General features: G+C 70.5%; 9 protein-coding genes. 8 read left to right on the top strand and 1 reads right to left on the bottom strand.

What is annotated here, in order from left to right:
• From H0H10_RS18925 to H0H10_RS18915, 3 genes are read left to right on the top strand one after another with little or no spacing between them, the layout of a single operon-like run.
• Positions 1-2,967 (top strand): DUF8741 domain-containing protein, encoded by a 2,967-nt coding sequence (locus H0H10_RS18925; RefSeq protein WP_188182186.1) that lies wholly within the window; start codon positions 1-3, stop codon positions 2,965-2,967.
• The gene (locus tag H0H10_RS18920; protein WP_188182185.1) at positions 2,967-6,986 is read left to right on the top strand and encodes an Eco57I restriction-modification methylase domain-containing protein; all 4,020 of its coding nucleotides are present in this window, start codon (positions 2,967-2,969) and stop codon (positions 6,984-6,986) included. The genes H0H10_RS18925 and H0H10_RS18920 overlap by 1 nt, the downstream gene beginning before the upstream one ends.
• 10 nt (positions 6,987-6,996) lie before the next feature.
• Positions 6,997-8,469, top strand: coding sequence for a hypothetical protein (locus H0H10_RS18915; protein WP_188182184.1), 1,473 nt, complete (start codon positions 6,997-6,999; stop codon positions 8,467-8,469).
• Between the two features lie 261 nt (positions 8,470-8,730).
• Here H0H10_RS18915 and H0H10_RS40035 read toward each other — a convergent pair whose 3' ends face one another.
• On the bottom strand, positions 8,731-9,387 hold the full coding sequence (locus H0H10_RS40035) for a hypothetical protein (protein ID WP_223180100.1): 657 nt from the start codon (positions 9,385-9,387) through the stop codon (positions 8,731-8,733).
• Between the two features lie 8 nt (positions 9,388-9,395).
• Here H0H10_RS40035 and H0H10_RS40030 point away from each other — a divergent pair, with 8 nt between their 5' ends.
• From H0H10_RS40030 to H0H10_RS18890, 5 genes are all read left to right on the top strand, one after another.
• Complete coding sequence (locus H0H10_RS40030) at positions 9,396-9,743, top strand: hypothetical protein (RefSeq protein ID WP_223180099.1); 348 nt, start codon at positions 9,396-9,398, stop codon at positions 9,741-9,743.
• Positions 9,744-10,030: 287 nt separating this feature from the next.
• Positions 10,031-11,008 (top strand): hypothetical protein, encoded by a 978-nt coding sequence (locus H0H10_RS18905; protein WP_188182183.1) that lies wholly within the window; start codon positions 10,031-10,033, stop codon positions 11,006-11,008.
• A 1-nt stretch (position 11,009) separates the two neighbouring features.
• Positions 11,010-11,441, top strand: a complete 432-nt coding sequence (locus tag H0H10_RS18900; RefSeq protein ID WP_309141836.1) for a hypothetical protein — start codon at positions 11,010-11,012, stop codon at positions 11,439-11,441.
• A gap of 374 nt (positions 11,442-11,815) precedes the next feature.
• Complete coding sequence (locus H0H10_RS18895; RefSeq protein WP_188182182.1) at positions 11,816-13,651, top strand: DUF4357 domain-containing protein; 1,836 nt, start codon at positions 11,816-11,818, stop codon at positions 13,649-13,651.
• Complete coding sequence (locus H0H10_RS18890) at positions 13,648-14,898, top strand: McrC family protein (RefSeq protein WP_188182181.1); 1,251 nt, start codon at positions 13,648-13,650, stop codon at positions 14,896-14,898. The genes H0H10_RS18895 and H0H10_RS18890 overlap by 4 nt, the downstream gene beginning before the upstream one ends.
• Positions 14,899-14,964: the final 66 nt, after the last annotated feature.

The following is a 14,964-nucleotide window of genomic DNA, read 5'->3' as shown; positions in this document are numbered from 1 at the left end:
ATGGCACTGACGTACTCCGCCGGCTCCCTGGTGAGGGCCCGCGGCCGCGAATGGGTGGTACTCCCCGAGAGCGAGCCCGACCTGCTCGTCCTGCGCCCGCTCGGCGGCTCGGACGACGACGTCGCCGCCGTCTTCCCGGCGTTCGAGACGGTCGAGGAGGCCCGGTTCGCCGCCCCGGAACCGAGCGACCTCGGCGACCAGCGGGCGGCCGGCCTGCTGCGCACCGCGCTGCGGGTCGGCTTCCGGTCGGGCGCGGGCCCGTTCCGTTCGCTGGCCGGCATCGCGGTGGAACCCCGCGCGTACCAGCTGGTCCCGCTGCTGATGGCCCTGCGCCAGAAGACCGTCCGCATGCTGATCTCCGACGACGTCGGCATCGGCAAGACCGTCGAGTCGGGCCTGATCGCAAGCGAACTGCTCGCGCAGGGCGAGGCGACGGGCCTGGCGGTGCTGTGCTCCCCCGCGCTGGCCGAGCAGTGGCAGCAGGAGCTGCGCGGCAAGTTCGGCATCGACGCGGAGCTGGTGCTGGCGTCGACGGTCACGCGCCTGGAGCGGGGGCTGGACCTGGGCCAGTCCCTGTTCGACAAGTACCCGAACGTGATCGTCTCCACGGACTTCATCAAGTCCACGCGGCACCGCGACGACTTCGTACGGCACTGTCCCGACCTGGTGATCGTCGACGAGGCGCACACCTGTGTGGCCGCCGACGACGGCACGTCCGGCGCGCAGAGCCAGCTGCGCCACGAGCTGCTGCGACGGGTGGCCGCGGACCCGGACCGGCATCTGCTGCTGGTGACGGCGACCCCGCACAGCGGCAAGGAGTCCGCCTTCCGCAGCCTGCTGGGCCTGGTCCGGCCCGAACTGGCCTCCGTGGACCTGGAGTCGGAGTCGGGCAGGAAGCTGCTGGCCCGGCATTTCGTGGCGCGCAAGCGCGCGGACGTACGCCAGTACCTCACCAAGGAGGACGGCCTGGCCGACGACTCGCTGGCCGAGCGCACCGCCTTCCCCTCGGACCGCTACTTCAAGGACGAGACGTACAAGCTGTCCCCGGAGTACCGGGCCCTGCTGGACGACGCGATCGCGTACGCGAGTGAGCGGGTCGAGGAGGCGGGCGGCCGGGGCAAGCGGGAGTCCCGGATCGCGTGGTGGTCGGCGATCGCGCTGCTGCGTTCGCTGGTGTCGTCGCCGCGGGCCGCCGCGCAGACCCTGACGACCCGCTCGGCGGCGGCGGTCGCGGCCAGCGCGGAGGAGGCCGACCAGCTGGGTGCCCCGCTGAACAGCGACGCGGCCGACAGCGACGCCATGGAGGGCATGGACGTGGCGCCGGGCGCGGAGACGGACGAGGGGGCGCCGAAGTCCCGTCTGACCGAACTCGCCGAGTACGCCGCGCGGTTGGAGGGGCCGGACAAGGACCTCAAGCTGAAGGCGCTCATCAAGCACCTCAAGGCCCTGCTGGCCGACGGCTACCACCCGATCGTCTTCTGCCGGTACATCCCGACGGCCAAGTACCTGGCCGAGCAGCTGGCGAACGACCCGGAGAAGAAGAAGCGCGGCCCGCTGGGCGCGAAGACCGCCGTCAAGGCGGTCACGGGTGAGCTGTCGCCGCAGCAGCGCATCGAGCGGATCGAGGCCCTGGCGGCGGAAGCGGGCGGGGACGCGGCGGCCCGCCGGGTGCTGATCGCCACGGACTGCCTGTCGGAGGGCGTGAACCTCCAGCACCACTTCGACGCGGTGATCCACTACGACCTGGCGTGGAACCCCACCCGCCACGACCAGCGCGAGGGCCGCGTCGACCGCTACGGCCAGCGCCGCGACGAGGTCCGCGTCATCACGCTCTACGGCGAGGACAACGGCATCGACGGCAGGGTCCTCGAAGTCCTCATCAAGAAGCACCGGCAGATCAAGAAGGACCTGGGCATCTCGGTGTCGGTTCCGGACGAGCTGTCGACGGGTGTGACGGACGCGATCGTGGAGTGGCTGCTGATGCGCGGCCGTGAGGACGACGGCGCCCTGTTCGGCGCCGAGGCGTTCAAGGTGAGCACGGCGAGGCTGGAGCGCGACTGGAACTCGGCGGCGGAGCGCGAGAAGGCCTCCCGCTCCCGGTTCGCGCAGCGCTCGGTCCACCCGGAGGAGGTGGCCCGCGAGGTCGCCGCGGTCAGGGAGGCGCTGGGCGGCACCGGCGAGGTGGAGACGTTCGTCCGGGAGTCGCTGGGCGCGCTGGGCGCGGTGCTGCGCGGGTCCGGTGCGGGCAAGGGCTTCACGGCGCAGGTGGGCGGCACCCCGGCGGGTCTGCGGGACGCCCTCGCCACGGCCGTCGGCGCGGAGGTGATCGAGCTGGACCGCCCGATCCCGTTCCGCGTCGACCCGGCGGTGGCGCGGGGTGAGGCGGCGCTGGTGCGCACGGACCCGGTGGTGGCCGCGCTGGCGTCGCACGTCCTGAACGCGGCGCTGGACACCGGGGCGGACGGCGCGCGCCCGGCGCGCCGCTGCGGTGTGGTGACGACGGACGCGGTGACGACCAGCACGACACTGCTGCTGGTCCGCTACCGCTTCCATCTGACCCTGCCGTCCCGGAGCGGCGAGAAGCAGCTGGTCGCCGAGGACGCGCGGCTGCTCGCCTTCGAGGGCACCCCGGGGAACGCGGTCTGGCTCCCGCCGGAACGCGCGGCCGCGCTGCTGGACGCGACGGCGTCCGCGAACACGGACCCGCACTTCGGCGAGCGCATGATGGGCCGCGTCCTCGGTCGGCTCTCCGAGACGAACGGCCACCTGGAGACGTACGGCGAGGAGCTGGCCGCCGAGCTGGACGCCTCGCACCGCCGGGTGCGCCAGGCCTCCGGCGAGATCGTCCGCGGCCTGTCGGTGACGGTCCAGAAGCCGGCCGACGTCCTGGGCGCCTACCTCTACCTCCCCGCCGGCCCGTCGCCGTCCTCCCCCGCCCCTGCTGCCGTGTCTGGAGCGTCCGCCTGATGTCCGCCACGACCCGCCACCAGGTGTTCACCGCCGTCCACACGGTCGGAGGTCTGCTGCCGGCCGACATGCTGCTGCGCATCAGCGAGGGCAAGGACGTTCCGGGCTCGAAGTCCGCCGACTACGGCCTGCCGTCGTCCCGTTCGGTGCGCGACGAGGCGGAGCGCGGCTGGGAGTACCTCAAGCCGCTCTGGCGCGACCTGCGCCGGCACCTTCCCCACGACCGGGAGACGGGCCGGCCCGCCGGCGACCCCACGGGCCGTGCCGCCGCCGACTGGCTGGCGCCGCTGTGGCGGGAGCTGGGCTTCGGCCGGCTGACGCCGATCGGCGCGGACGGCGTCCCGGCCGACTCGGAGACGCGGAAGCGCTTCCAGGTCTCGCACCGCTGGCGGCACGCGCTCATCCACCAGACCCCGTGGAACGCCGACCTGGACAGGCGTCCGGGCGGAGCGGGCACGGTGCCGCCGCAGTCGATGCTCCAGGAGTGCCTGAACCGCACCGAGGCGCACCTGTGGGGCATCCTGACCAACGGCCGTCGGATACGTCTGCTGCGCGACTCCAGCGCCCTGGCCACCGCGTCGTACGTCGAGTTCGACCTGGAGGCGATCTTCGACGGCGAGCTGTTCAGTGAGTTCCTGCTGCTGTACCGGCTGCTGCACGTGTCCCGCTTCGAGGTCGCCGAGGACGCCGCGCCGTCGACGTGCCGGCTGGAGGAGTGGCGCACGGAGGCGATCGCGCAGGGCACGCGCGCCCTCGACCAGCTCAGGAAGGGCGTCCAGCGGGCGATCACCACACTCGGGACCGGCTTCCTGAAGCACCCGGACAACCGCGGGCTGCGCGAGAGCCTGGAGGTGAAGACCTTCCACTACGCGCTCCTGCGGCTGGTCTACCGGCTGCTGTTCCTGTTCGTCGCCGAGGACCGCGAGGTCCTGCTGTCCCCGTCGGCGGACGCGACGGCGAAGGACCGCTACACCAGGTACTTCTCGTCGGCCCGTCTGCGCCGGCACGCCCGGCGGCGCCGGGGCACGGCGCACGGTGACCTGTACCGGGCGCTGCGCCTCGTCCTGTCGGGCCTGGGCGACGACGACGGCCTGCCGGAGCTGGGCCTGCCCGGCCTCGGCGGCATCTTCGACGACACGGAGGCGGACAAGGTCCTGCACGGCCTGTCCCTGTCGAACGAGTCCCTGCTGGAGGCGGTGCGGGCGCTGTCGGTCGTGCGGGACGCGGACAGCAGGCGCAACCGGGTGGTCGACTACCGCCACCTGGACGCGGAGGAGCTGGGCTCGGTCTACGAGTCCCTGCTGGAGCTGGTCCCGAAGCACAACGCGACCGAGCGCACCTTCGAGCTGGTCGAGCTGGCCGGCAACGCGAGGAAGACGACGGGCTCCTACTACACCCCGTCGTCGCTGATCGAGTGCCTGCTGGACTCGGCGCTGGACCCGGTGATCGACGACGCGGTGAAGCGGGGCGAGATCCGGGCGGCGCGCTCGGGCCGCCCGGACCCGGGCCCGGACGTCGTCGCCGAGCTGCTGAACCTGACGGTCTGCGACCCGGCCTGCGGCTCGGGGCACTTCCTGGTGGCCGCGGCACGGCGGATCGCCAAGCGGGTCGCCGCCGTCCGGGAACAGAACCCCGAGCCGACCGTCGACGCGGTGCGCCACGCGTTGCACGAGGTGGTCGCGCGCTGCGTCTACGGCGTGGACCTCAACCCGATGGCGGTCGAACTGGCCAAGGTGTCGCTGTGGCTGGAGGCCCTGGAGCCGGGCCGCCCGCTGGGCTTCCTGGACGCCCACATCAAGCACGGCAACGCGCTGATCGGGGCGACGCCGGCGCTGCTGGCCAAGGGCGTCCCCGACGACGCGTTCAAGCCGATCGAAGGGGACGACAAGAAGGTCGCGGCGGCCATCAGGAAGCGGAACGCCGCCGAGCGGGGTGGTCAGCTGAGCTTCCACACCGAGGAACGCATCTGGGTCTCCAACGTGGCCTTCGCGGCGAGCCTGCGGGACATCACCGCCAGCCGGGCCGACAGCCTGCGCGACGTCCGGCTCCAGTCGAGCCGCTTCCGTGCGCTGGAGCAGTCCGCGGACTACCTCCGGGCGCTGCACATCGGCGACGCCTGGTGCGCCGCGTTCGTCTGGCCCAAGGTCCAGGGTGCGCCGACCCCGGTCACCGAGGGCGTCTTCCGGGACCTGCAGAGCGCGGGCGCCGGCATTCCGGTGAGCACGAACGAGGAGATCATCCGGCTCGCGCGGCAGTACCGGTTCTTCCACTGGCATCTGGAGTTCCCCGAGGTCTTCACCGTCCCGGAGACCGAGGACGGCGACGTCGATCCGTCCGTGGGGTGGGCCGGCGGCTTCTCCTGCGTACTGGGAAATCCGCCGTGGGAACGCATCAAGCTGCAGGAGCAGGAGTTCTTCGCCCAGCGTGACACGGAGATCGCCGACGCCCCGACCGCAGCGGCCCGCAAACGGCTCATCGCGGCCCTGCCGGAGACGAACCCCGGCCTCTTCTCCGAGTTCTCGGCGGCCAAGCGCCAGGCGGAGGGCGAGAGCCAGTTCCTGCGCGCGTCGATGCGCTACCCGCTCACCGGCCGCGGCGACATCAACACCTACGCCGTCTTCGCGGAGACCGACCGTACGATGACGGGCCCGCACGGCCGCATGGGCGTCATCGTCCCGACGGGCATCGCGACGGACGCGACGACGCAGTACTTCTTCAAGGACCTGGTGCGCGGCGCGTCGATCGCGGCGCTGTACGACTTCGAGAACGCGGCACCGCTCTTTCCCGGGGTGCACCGCTCGTTCAAGTTCAGCGTCCTGTCCCTCACCGGCCGTGCCCTGCGTGAACCGGCCGCGCGGTTCGCCTTCTTCGTCCACGACCCGTCGGAACTGGACGACGTGGGTAAGGTGTTCACCCTCACCCCGGAGGAGATCACCCTCCTCAATCCCAACACAGGCACCTGTCCCGTCTTCCGCTCCCGCCGCGACGCCGAGATCACCCTCGGCGTCTACCGCCGCGTCCCGGTCCTCATCAAGGAGGGCGACCCCGACGGCAACCCGTGGGGCGTGTCGTTCATGCGCATGTTCGACATGTCCAACGACTCGCATCTCTTCTGCACCCGTGAGGAGCTGGAAGCGGACGGCTGGCACCTGGCCGGCAACGTCTTCTCGCGGGACGGGGCGCGGATGCTGCCGCTGTACGAGGCGAAGATGCTCCACCACTACGACCACCGCTGGGCGACCTACACGCCCGACGGCAGCACCAGGGACCGCTCACCGGAGGAGAAGCGGGGCGCGGAGACCGTCGCGCTGCCCCGCTACTGGGTGGCCGAGCGTGACGTGCAGGCGGCCCTGTCGCCCGGCACACCGTGGCTCACCGGGTTCCGCAACGTGTGCCGGAGCACGGACGAGCGGTCCGTGATCACCTCCGCGCTGCCCGTGGCCGCCGTCGGCAACAGCATGCCCGTGATCACCTACTCCCGCAGGACGCCGGCCGGAACGCCCCTGCACACGGTCGCGGCCTCGTTCGTCTTCGACTTCGTGGCCCGGCAGAAGTCCGGCGGGGTGAACCTGAACTTCTTCATCTTCGAACAGCTCCCCACCCTGACACCCCGCATGGTCGCCCCGCACGACGCGTTCATCGCCCCCCGGGCGCTGGAGCTGAGCTACACGTCCTGGGACATGCGGCCGTTCGCGGCGGACCTCGGCGACACGGGCGCCCCCTTCCTCTGGGACGAGGCCCGCCGCCAGGTGATACGGGCCGAACTCGACGCGCTCCTGTTCCACCTCTACGGAATCTCCCGCGACGACGTGGACTACATCCTCGACACCTTCCCCATCGTCAGGCGCAAGGACGAGGCGGCGTACGGCGGCTACCGCACCAAGGAGCTGATCCTCGCCGAGTACGACCGCATGTCCGCAGCCGGCGTGAGCCTCACCGACCCCCTGGTGGACGGCGAGAACCACACCAGCACCCTCACCCCGCCCCCGGGCCACGGCCCCCGTCACCCCGCCCGCTGAGAGAACTCCCTTGACCGACAGCACGACCACGCGCCGGGACGGGTCCGCACCCGCCCGCGCGGCGACCGTCCCCTCCCTCTCCCCCTCCGACGTCCGCGCGGAGCGCCGCCGGCTCATCGAGTCCATCCGCGCGCTCCGCCGTCTGCTCGGCGGGCGACGCTCCTTCGAGCTCGCCGACCGGCGACGCCTGAACCGCGAGGCGCGGGACCGCGGCCGCGCGGAAGCGGCGCACGGCAAGGCCCTCCAGCGCATCCACGAGAGGCAGGCACGCCAGGAAGCCTCGCTCACCCGCCGGCTGAACGGACTGGACGGCAAGCGCGACAGTCAGGAGCGGCAGGCCCTCGCCGTCCTGCGCCGCGAGTCCATCGAGCGCACGCTCGGCAGCACGTACCTGACCTCGAGCGAGGTCAACGGCATCGGCAGGGGGCTCGTCCGCGACCTCGCGGCCCAGGGCATCCGGACGGCCGCCGACTTCACACGCGTCAGCTGGGGCAGGGCACCGAACGGCAGGGGCGGCGACGTCCTCTACATCCACCGCGCCAAGGGCGGCAAGGTCCACATCAACGGCATCGGCGAACACCGCGGCCGGCCCCTCATGGACTGGCGCCGGTCGGCTGTCGCCCGCGCCGAGGCCCGTGCGCCACGCGAGCTGCCGCCGGACGAGAGGCACCGCATCGCCGAGATCATCGAGGCCGAACGCACGCGGCTGGGCCAGGAGCTGGCGGAGGTACCCCGTACCGCCGAGGCCGCACGCGCCGAAGCCGTACGGTCGCACGCCGAGGTCCTCGACCGGCTCGCCGCCGGCCACCGCGAGGCAGCGGAGCGCGCCCGCGAGCGGCGCGCCGAGTTCGACTCCATGGCCGAGCAGTTGCGCGATCTGCAGGCACGGCTGTCCGCGCACATCGACCGGTACGGCGACGCGGGCCGCAGGATCACCCGCGCCCAGGCCCGGGCGCTGCGTCCGCTTCCGGACGTACCGCTCCTGCCCGCCATGCCGTCGCCCCGCACCTCCTCGGATTCCGAATCGCCCATCACCGGAACGTCGCATCCGAGGGTCAGCCTCATCAAGGCCACAGGAGGACCTCAGCCGCAGCCGGCTCCCGGAGTCCGGGCGAGTCTCGGCTGGCTGGTGCCCATCGTCTTCTTCGCCATGACAGCGATGGCGGGCGCGGGCGAACCGGACGCCACAGCACCCCTGTGGTTCAGCATCGGTACCAGACTCGTGGCCCTGACCATAGTTGTCGATCTGGTTCGCCTGTGGATCCCGCGCAGGCGCTGGCGGACAGCGAGTCCGATGCCTTCCGGCACCGGTCCGCTGGCCACCGGGACGCTGCTCGCGCTGGCCGCCTCCGGCATGTTCATCGATCCGGAGTTCTCCACGAGTGGGGCTCCTTGGGCCGTGTCCGTCGCGTCGGGGTTCTTCCTCCTGGGAGGCGTGCTCCTCCGCACGGGCAAGGGCAAGTCGAACGGCGCGCCAAGCTGATCGTGCGGAGGGCCAGGGACGGTGGGCGGGTTCTTTCGGGGATGCGCACGTGCGCTTGCACACTGCACGCGCCCGATGCTCGCGTAACGGCGGCGAGGCCGGGGCTGTTGAACGTCTTGCCCGTGACACGAGTCCGGGCCCAACCCGATCTGCACCGGAGAATCAAGAGCACCAGTGAACCCGCACAACACCAACCCGCCCCCGTCCCAGCCCTGGTAGAGGACCACCCCCGCCCTGCTCGGCCTCCTGGCCCTCGTGGCCCTACTCAGCGCAGTGAGCCTCGGGCTCGGCTTTCCTCGTGATGATCGCCGCCATAGTGGCCGTGTGGGTCCTGCCCTCATGGCGCTGGTACGCCAGGCTCGGCACCACGTTCGGCGCCTTCTTCCTGCTGCTGATCAGCGCTGGCATGAGCGGGCAACTCGACGACAGCCGGGCGGACAAGTCCGAAGCCAGGGCAAAGAATGCGGACGACGCGGGCGCCGGAACCACGCCGCCCCCGCTCCCACCAAGATCCCCGAACTCACCGACTACACGGGCAAGCCACTGGACAAGGCGGAGAAGGGCGCGCGTGCGGCCGGGTTCACGCCCGGCCGTCACGACGCGTCCGCGGAGGGCCGACCGATCATCGTCCGGTCGGCGTGGACGGTGTGCTTCCAAAAGGCCGACACCATCGCGAAGTCCGTCGCCTTCGCCGCCGTGCGAGCCGGCGAACCCTGCCCCACGAAGGACGGCGGCCCGCTCCCGTCGCCGACGATGCCGGATCTCGTGGGCGACGCCTACAACACGGCGGTCAAGAAGCTGGATCGGGTCGGCATCAACCTCGACAGCGTCACCCTCGACGACGTCTACCTCGACATCGACGCGCCCCCGGCGGCGAAGGCCGCCGAGGAAGGCGACGAGTGGCGGGTGTGCTTCCAACGCCCGGAGTGGACAGCGAGGTCACTCCCACCACCACGGTCTACCTCGACCTGGGCCGGTGGACCGACGTCGATCTCGTCCAGGAGTGCCCGTCGAAGAAGAACACGACCTACAAGATCCCCGCCAACGACCCCGACTACCACGCCAGTGGCAACAGCGACGACAACCGCACCAACGGGGACGGGGCTTCGACCGACGGCGACTGCTCGTCGTCGTCCGACGACGGCAGTAACGCCGGCACCGTGCACCCCGGTTCCTTCTGCTCCCAGCCCGGTGCCACCGACGTGAGCAAGGCAGGAACCCCGATGGTCTGCGGCCCCGGTTCCGACGGCCGCAACCGCTGGCGCTCCTCCTGACCTGTTCCGCCCCACCCGCTGTCCCTGCTGGGCTGCTATGGCAAGAAGCTGATCGCGAAGTAAGTGAGGGTGCGTGTACATCCCGGGCTGGCCCGACGAGTCCAGCACCTCCGGAAGTTCGAATACTCGGCATCCGGCAACGTGTTGACAGCAGTAACAGCTCATCATCATGCTCAAAGCGCCAACAAGGCGCATCAACGGCATGCATGGCCCCTTCGCACCCAGCACGGGGAACGGACGGATGGACCCGTCGGTTCACGCAGAGGGCATGGGATCAAGGGGGGAATGTGCCATTCTTCATACCGGTCATACTCATCGGTGTCGGTGTGGCGACCGGTGGCAGCGGAGTCGCCCTCGGCGGCAAAGGTATCCACGACCTCAAGCGTTCGAAGGCCCGCTGGGAAAAGGCAGGCCAGGACTACGAGCGACGCCGAGCCCGAACCGAGGACGCGCTGGCGGCGACGAACACCGCCCTCAAGGCACTGGGCGAGCAGCAGGAGCAGGCTTTCGTTGATGTCGTCGTACGCATGGTCGACTTCCTGCGTCACCACGAGCGACAGGTACGCGAGAGCGAGCGGCTGCTGGCGGATGGCATCGACGTCACCATGACCGAGATCCCTGGGCTGCGCGGCCTCGACGTCGACGCGGTGGTCTGGATCGGCGGGGTCCTCGGATCCGCGGCGGCGGGCGCAGGCGCAGGTGCTGAAGTCGCGGCGGCAGCGAGCAGCTTCGGAGTCGCGAGCACCGGAGCTGCGATCTCCGGCCTGACGGGTGCCGCAGCCGAGAGCGCGACCCTGGCCTTCCTGGGTGGTGGGGCGCTTGCGTCGGGGGGCGGCGGGATGGCGCTCGGAGCGGCAGCGCTCAATTTCGTTACCTTCGGCCCGGCGTTGCTCGTCGGTGGCCTGGTCTTCAAGGGCCAAGGCCAGAAGGCGATCGCCCGGGCAAGGGAACGCGAGGCGGAGGTCGCCGTGGCGATCGCTGAACTCGATGAGACAGACACCCGCCTGAAGGGCGTCGATGCCCGCGTGACCGAGCTGCGCGAGCTCCTCTCCGACCTCACCTCCCGAGGGCTTGGAGCGCTGGACCTTCTGGACTCCGAACCGTTCGATTCACGGCGTCACGCCGAACGCTTCCAGCGGGCCATGACCCTGGTCATGGCGGTCCGTGACGTGGCGACAACTCCGATAGTCGATGCGGAAGGCGAGTTGGACGAGCGCAGCGCAAATCTCACCATCAGGTACAGACCCTTGACCAAGGAGAATTAAGGTGCCCGACCAGACCAAGGTGCACGTCGGCAAGGTGTTCAAGGCGGCCAAGGGCTCCGTCCATGCGGTGGACGGCTTCGCTGCGCTGAACCAGATTGTCGAAGCCGCCCGTGAGTGTGTCCACATCCATGAGGTCGAGAGCACCAAGAGGGCCCGGCTGGAGGCCTACGAGGCCACAGAGGTCGCTCGGATCCGGGCCGCCGAAGCCGTCCTCAAGGACTACTTCACACAGGCGTTCGCGGAACGGCGCAACCTCTTCGAGGAGATGTTCGCCAGGCTGGACAGAGCTCTCGACGAGGGCAACGGCGAAGTACTGCACAGTGTCGTGCGTGGCATCGTCGACATCGCCAGGAGCTCGCCGCTCGCGGACATGGGAGACCTCTCCCAGGTCCGGGCAGCGCTGGACGACCCGGACCAAGTTTGGGATCTCTGACCGCAAGGCGTTGAAAGATGACTCCGTACGGTGACGCGGCATCCGGGGATCTCCTCTGGAACACGCCCCGCGCACCCGCCACCGTGGTTCCATGAGCACAAGGTGTCACCCGCCGACGGCCGCCCGCTTGATGCAGCCGTACGGACCCCGTACACCCGTCCTCGTCCCACCCGTCCATCAGGCGCACTCCGGCGGTTCTTTGCCGTACGGAAGTTTCTGGCGCGGGGCGCGTACCACGCTCGAACTGCCCCCGCCCCGCCAAAGATCCGGGCCCGGATCGACGGTTCCGCTTTCCGCGGACGCGAGCGGGCGGGTCGGCGGACGAAATAGGGTCCTGGATGACGGTCCAGGGTCTCTACGGACGAGGAGTACGGGTGAGCGAGGAGTACGAACCCCCTTCCGGGACGGCGCAGTACCCGGAGTTCCGGCTGCGGCTGCCCAACGGCGGGCCCGAGGCCCGGGGACGGCTCCTCGCGGATAGAGGCACCAACGGCAGTCAGAAGTTCGTCGTCCTGGCCGGGTCGCCCGGCCGGGCGGAGGTCGTGCCGTCGTTCCCGCACCGCATGCCGTCGTCGTACCGGCTGCGGCGCCGCCTGCTCGACGACGGCGCTCTGGTCCAGTCCGCGCGCTGGCCCGGATGGCTGGAGACGACGCGGGACGTCGAGTGCAACTCCCCGTCGGCCGCCGCCGAGATCCTGGTCGGACGCAGCGCCAACGGGTGGACGGAGTGGAAGTCGGCCGACGGGCATCCGCTCGCCGACTATCTCGACCAGGTCTGGTGGGGACGCAGCCGGGCCTGGCTGGTGCGGGGTTCCAACGTCTCCGGTCTCGACCTGGTGCAGCGGCTGTGGTTGCCCGAGGGACTGGTCTCCCTCTCGGCCCGCCACCTGCGCAAAGGCGTCGAGCAGGGCGTCAGCAAGGACCGGCTGCGTACGGCCGTCGACGAGGACTACGCCTCCACCGCGACGTACAACCAGAAGATGCAACTGGTGGAGGACATGCACGCGTTCCTTTCCCGCATGCGGCCCGGCGACACGATGTGCACGATCTCCAGTGGACGGCTCCACGTCGGTGAGATCGCGGGCCCCGCCGAGCAGGTCGACTCCGAGGACGGACGGTCCAATCTGCGCCGTCCGGTGGACTGGGCGGATCAGGGACATTCCTATGACGAGTTGCCGGAGGAACTGCAGCAGCGTCTCTCCGCCCAGCACGACGTGGTCGACCTCACGGTGGTCAAGGACCTCATCGACGGCCTCGGGCTGAGCGACCAGGACCTGATCGACGAGGCCGAGGCCACCGATCGCGACCCCAGCGTGGAGATCCCGGCCCTCACGGCCCGTCGTGAGCTGCAGCTGCCCCGGCCGGCGGAAGGGCTGGCCGCCGATCTGCTCGTGCACGACGTGGCGTGGCTGGAAGAAGTACGCGATCTGCTCTGGGACGAGCGGCAACTCGTGCTCTACGGCCCTCCCGGCACCGGTAAGACCTACCTGGCTCTCAAGCTCGCCGAGTTCCTGGGCGGCGGCCCGGAACAGGTGAAGCTGGTGCAGTTCCATCCGTCCTACTCCTACGAGGACTTCTTCGAAGGCTTCCGGCCACAGGAGGACCCGGAGTCCCGCGAGGTGGCGTTCCGGCTCACCGCCGGCCCGCTGCGCGAGCTCGCGGATCTGGCATCCCGCGAGGGCAACCGGCACATCCCGCACTTCCTGATCATCGACGAGATCAACCGGGCCAACCTCGCCAAGGTCTTCGGTGAGCTGTACTTCCTGCTGGAGTACCGCAACAAGTCGGTGCGTCTGACGTACTCCGGTGACGACTTCGCCTTGCCGCCCAACCTGTTCGTCATGGGCACGATGAACACCGCGGACCGGTCGATCGCTCTCGTCGACGCGGCCATGCGGCGGCGGTTCGCGTTCGTGGAGCTGTCGCCGCGCAGCGAGCCGACGAGGGGGTTGCTGCGCCGTTGGCTGAAGCGGGAAGGCAAGGACCCGGAGCCTGCCGACCTTCTCGAGGCCCTCAATTCCCGGATCGATGACCCCGACTTCCGTATCGGGCCCTCGTACCTGATGAAGAAGGGTGTCTACCGGGAAGGCGGGCTGGAGCGGACCTGGCGGACGAAGATCCTGCCGCTGCTGGAGGAACACCACTACGGCGAAGGCGTCGACATCGAGAAGCGGTACGGGCTGGCCGCTCTGCGAGAGTCACTGGCATGACGGCGGCCGGAGACGGTTCTCGTCCAGGTCCCGTCGCGACGGAGGCCCGCTCCTGCCTCGACCTGGTCGAGTACGGGACCGCGACGGGCCTCGTCCTGCCCGACGGCGTGGGCCCGGCGCTGGCCGCCGGAGATGTCGTCGACGCGGCGCCCGACCCGTACACGCCGGGCCGTTGGTCGCTGCGGGCCGGCAGCAAGGTGGGGGCGGTGAGGATCGCCGCGCCGGGGCTGCAGGAGCCGTTCACCGTGCGCGTGGCCCCCAAGGTGCCCATCGCCCGGTTCTTCTTCCTCCTGGGCTACAGCCTCGACCCCGAGGGCGGCTGGCGCGACGGGGCGGTGGACGTGGCCGAGCACCGCCACCTGCTGCCCGCCCTCGCCCATGCCATGGAGCGACGGGTCGACCACGCCCTGCGTCAGGGACTGCTGCAGGGCTACCGCTCCACGGAGGAAAGTTCTCTGGTGGTCCGCGGCCGGATCAAGGAGGCGGAACACATCCGGCGGCGGTTCGGCGCGGTGCTGCCTGTGGAGGTGACGTACGACGAGTTCACCGCCGACATCGCCGAGAATCGCATTCTGCGCACGGCCGTCGAGCGCCTGCTGCGTCTGCCCGGCGTTCCGCGGGAGGTCCGGCGCAGATTGCTGCACCAGTGTGCCCGGCTCGTCGATGTGACTCCGGTCGCACGGGGGCAGCAGCTGCCCGGCTGGCAGCCGACCCGTCTCAACGCCCGGTACCACAACGCCCTGCGCCTCGCCGAGGTCTGCCTCCGTGATGCTTCGGCCGAGCACACGCCCGGAGGGCTGCGCGTCGACGGGTTCCTCTTCGACATGAACCGGCTCTTCGAGGACTTCGTCACCGTCGCCCTGCGTGAGGCAGTGCGTCGGGCGGGCCAGAAGGTCCGACTTCAGGACAGCCACCACCTCGACGAGGCCTCGGCCATCCGCATGCGTCCGGACTTCGTGCTGTACGGGCCGGACGGCATTCCGTGCGCGGTTGCGGACGCCAAGTACAAGGCGGAGAAACGGGGGGGTTATCCGGACGCCGACCTGTACCAGATGCTGGCCTACTGCACCGCCCTCGGTTTGAGCGACGGGCACCTGGTCTATGCGAAGGGCAACGCCTCACACGTGACCCACCGGGTGCGCCGCTCCGGCATCCTGATCCACCAGCACGCCCTCGACCTGGACCAGGACCCCGCAGGCCTGCTCGCCGACGTCGCTCAGGTCGCACGGCGGATGAGGGCCGGCTGACGCGACCGCACCCGGTCCGTACCAGGTCCCGCCGTATGATCGACCACGCAGGGTCAGTCCGGGGTG

The sequence above is a fragment of the Streptomyces griseicoloratus genome (assembly GCF_014534645.1).
Classification (GTDB): Bacteria; Actinomycetota; Actinomycetes; order Streptomycetales; family Streptomycetaceae; genus Streptomyces; species Streptomyces griseicoloratus.
The sequence above is the reverse complement of the archived record's forward strand: the minus strand, read 5'-3'. Positions and strand labels throughout refer to the sequence as shown.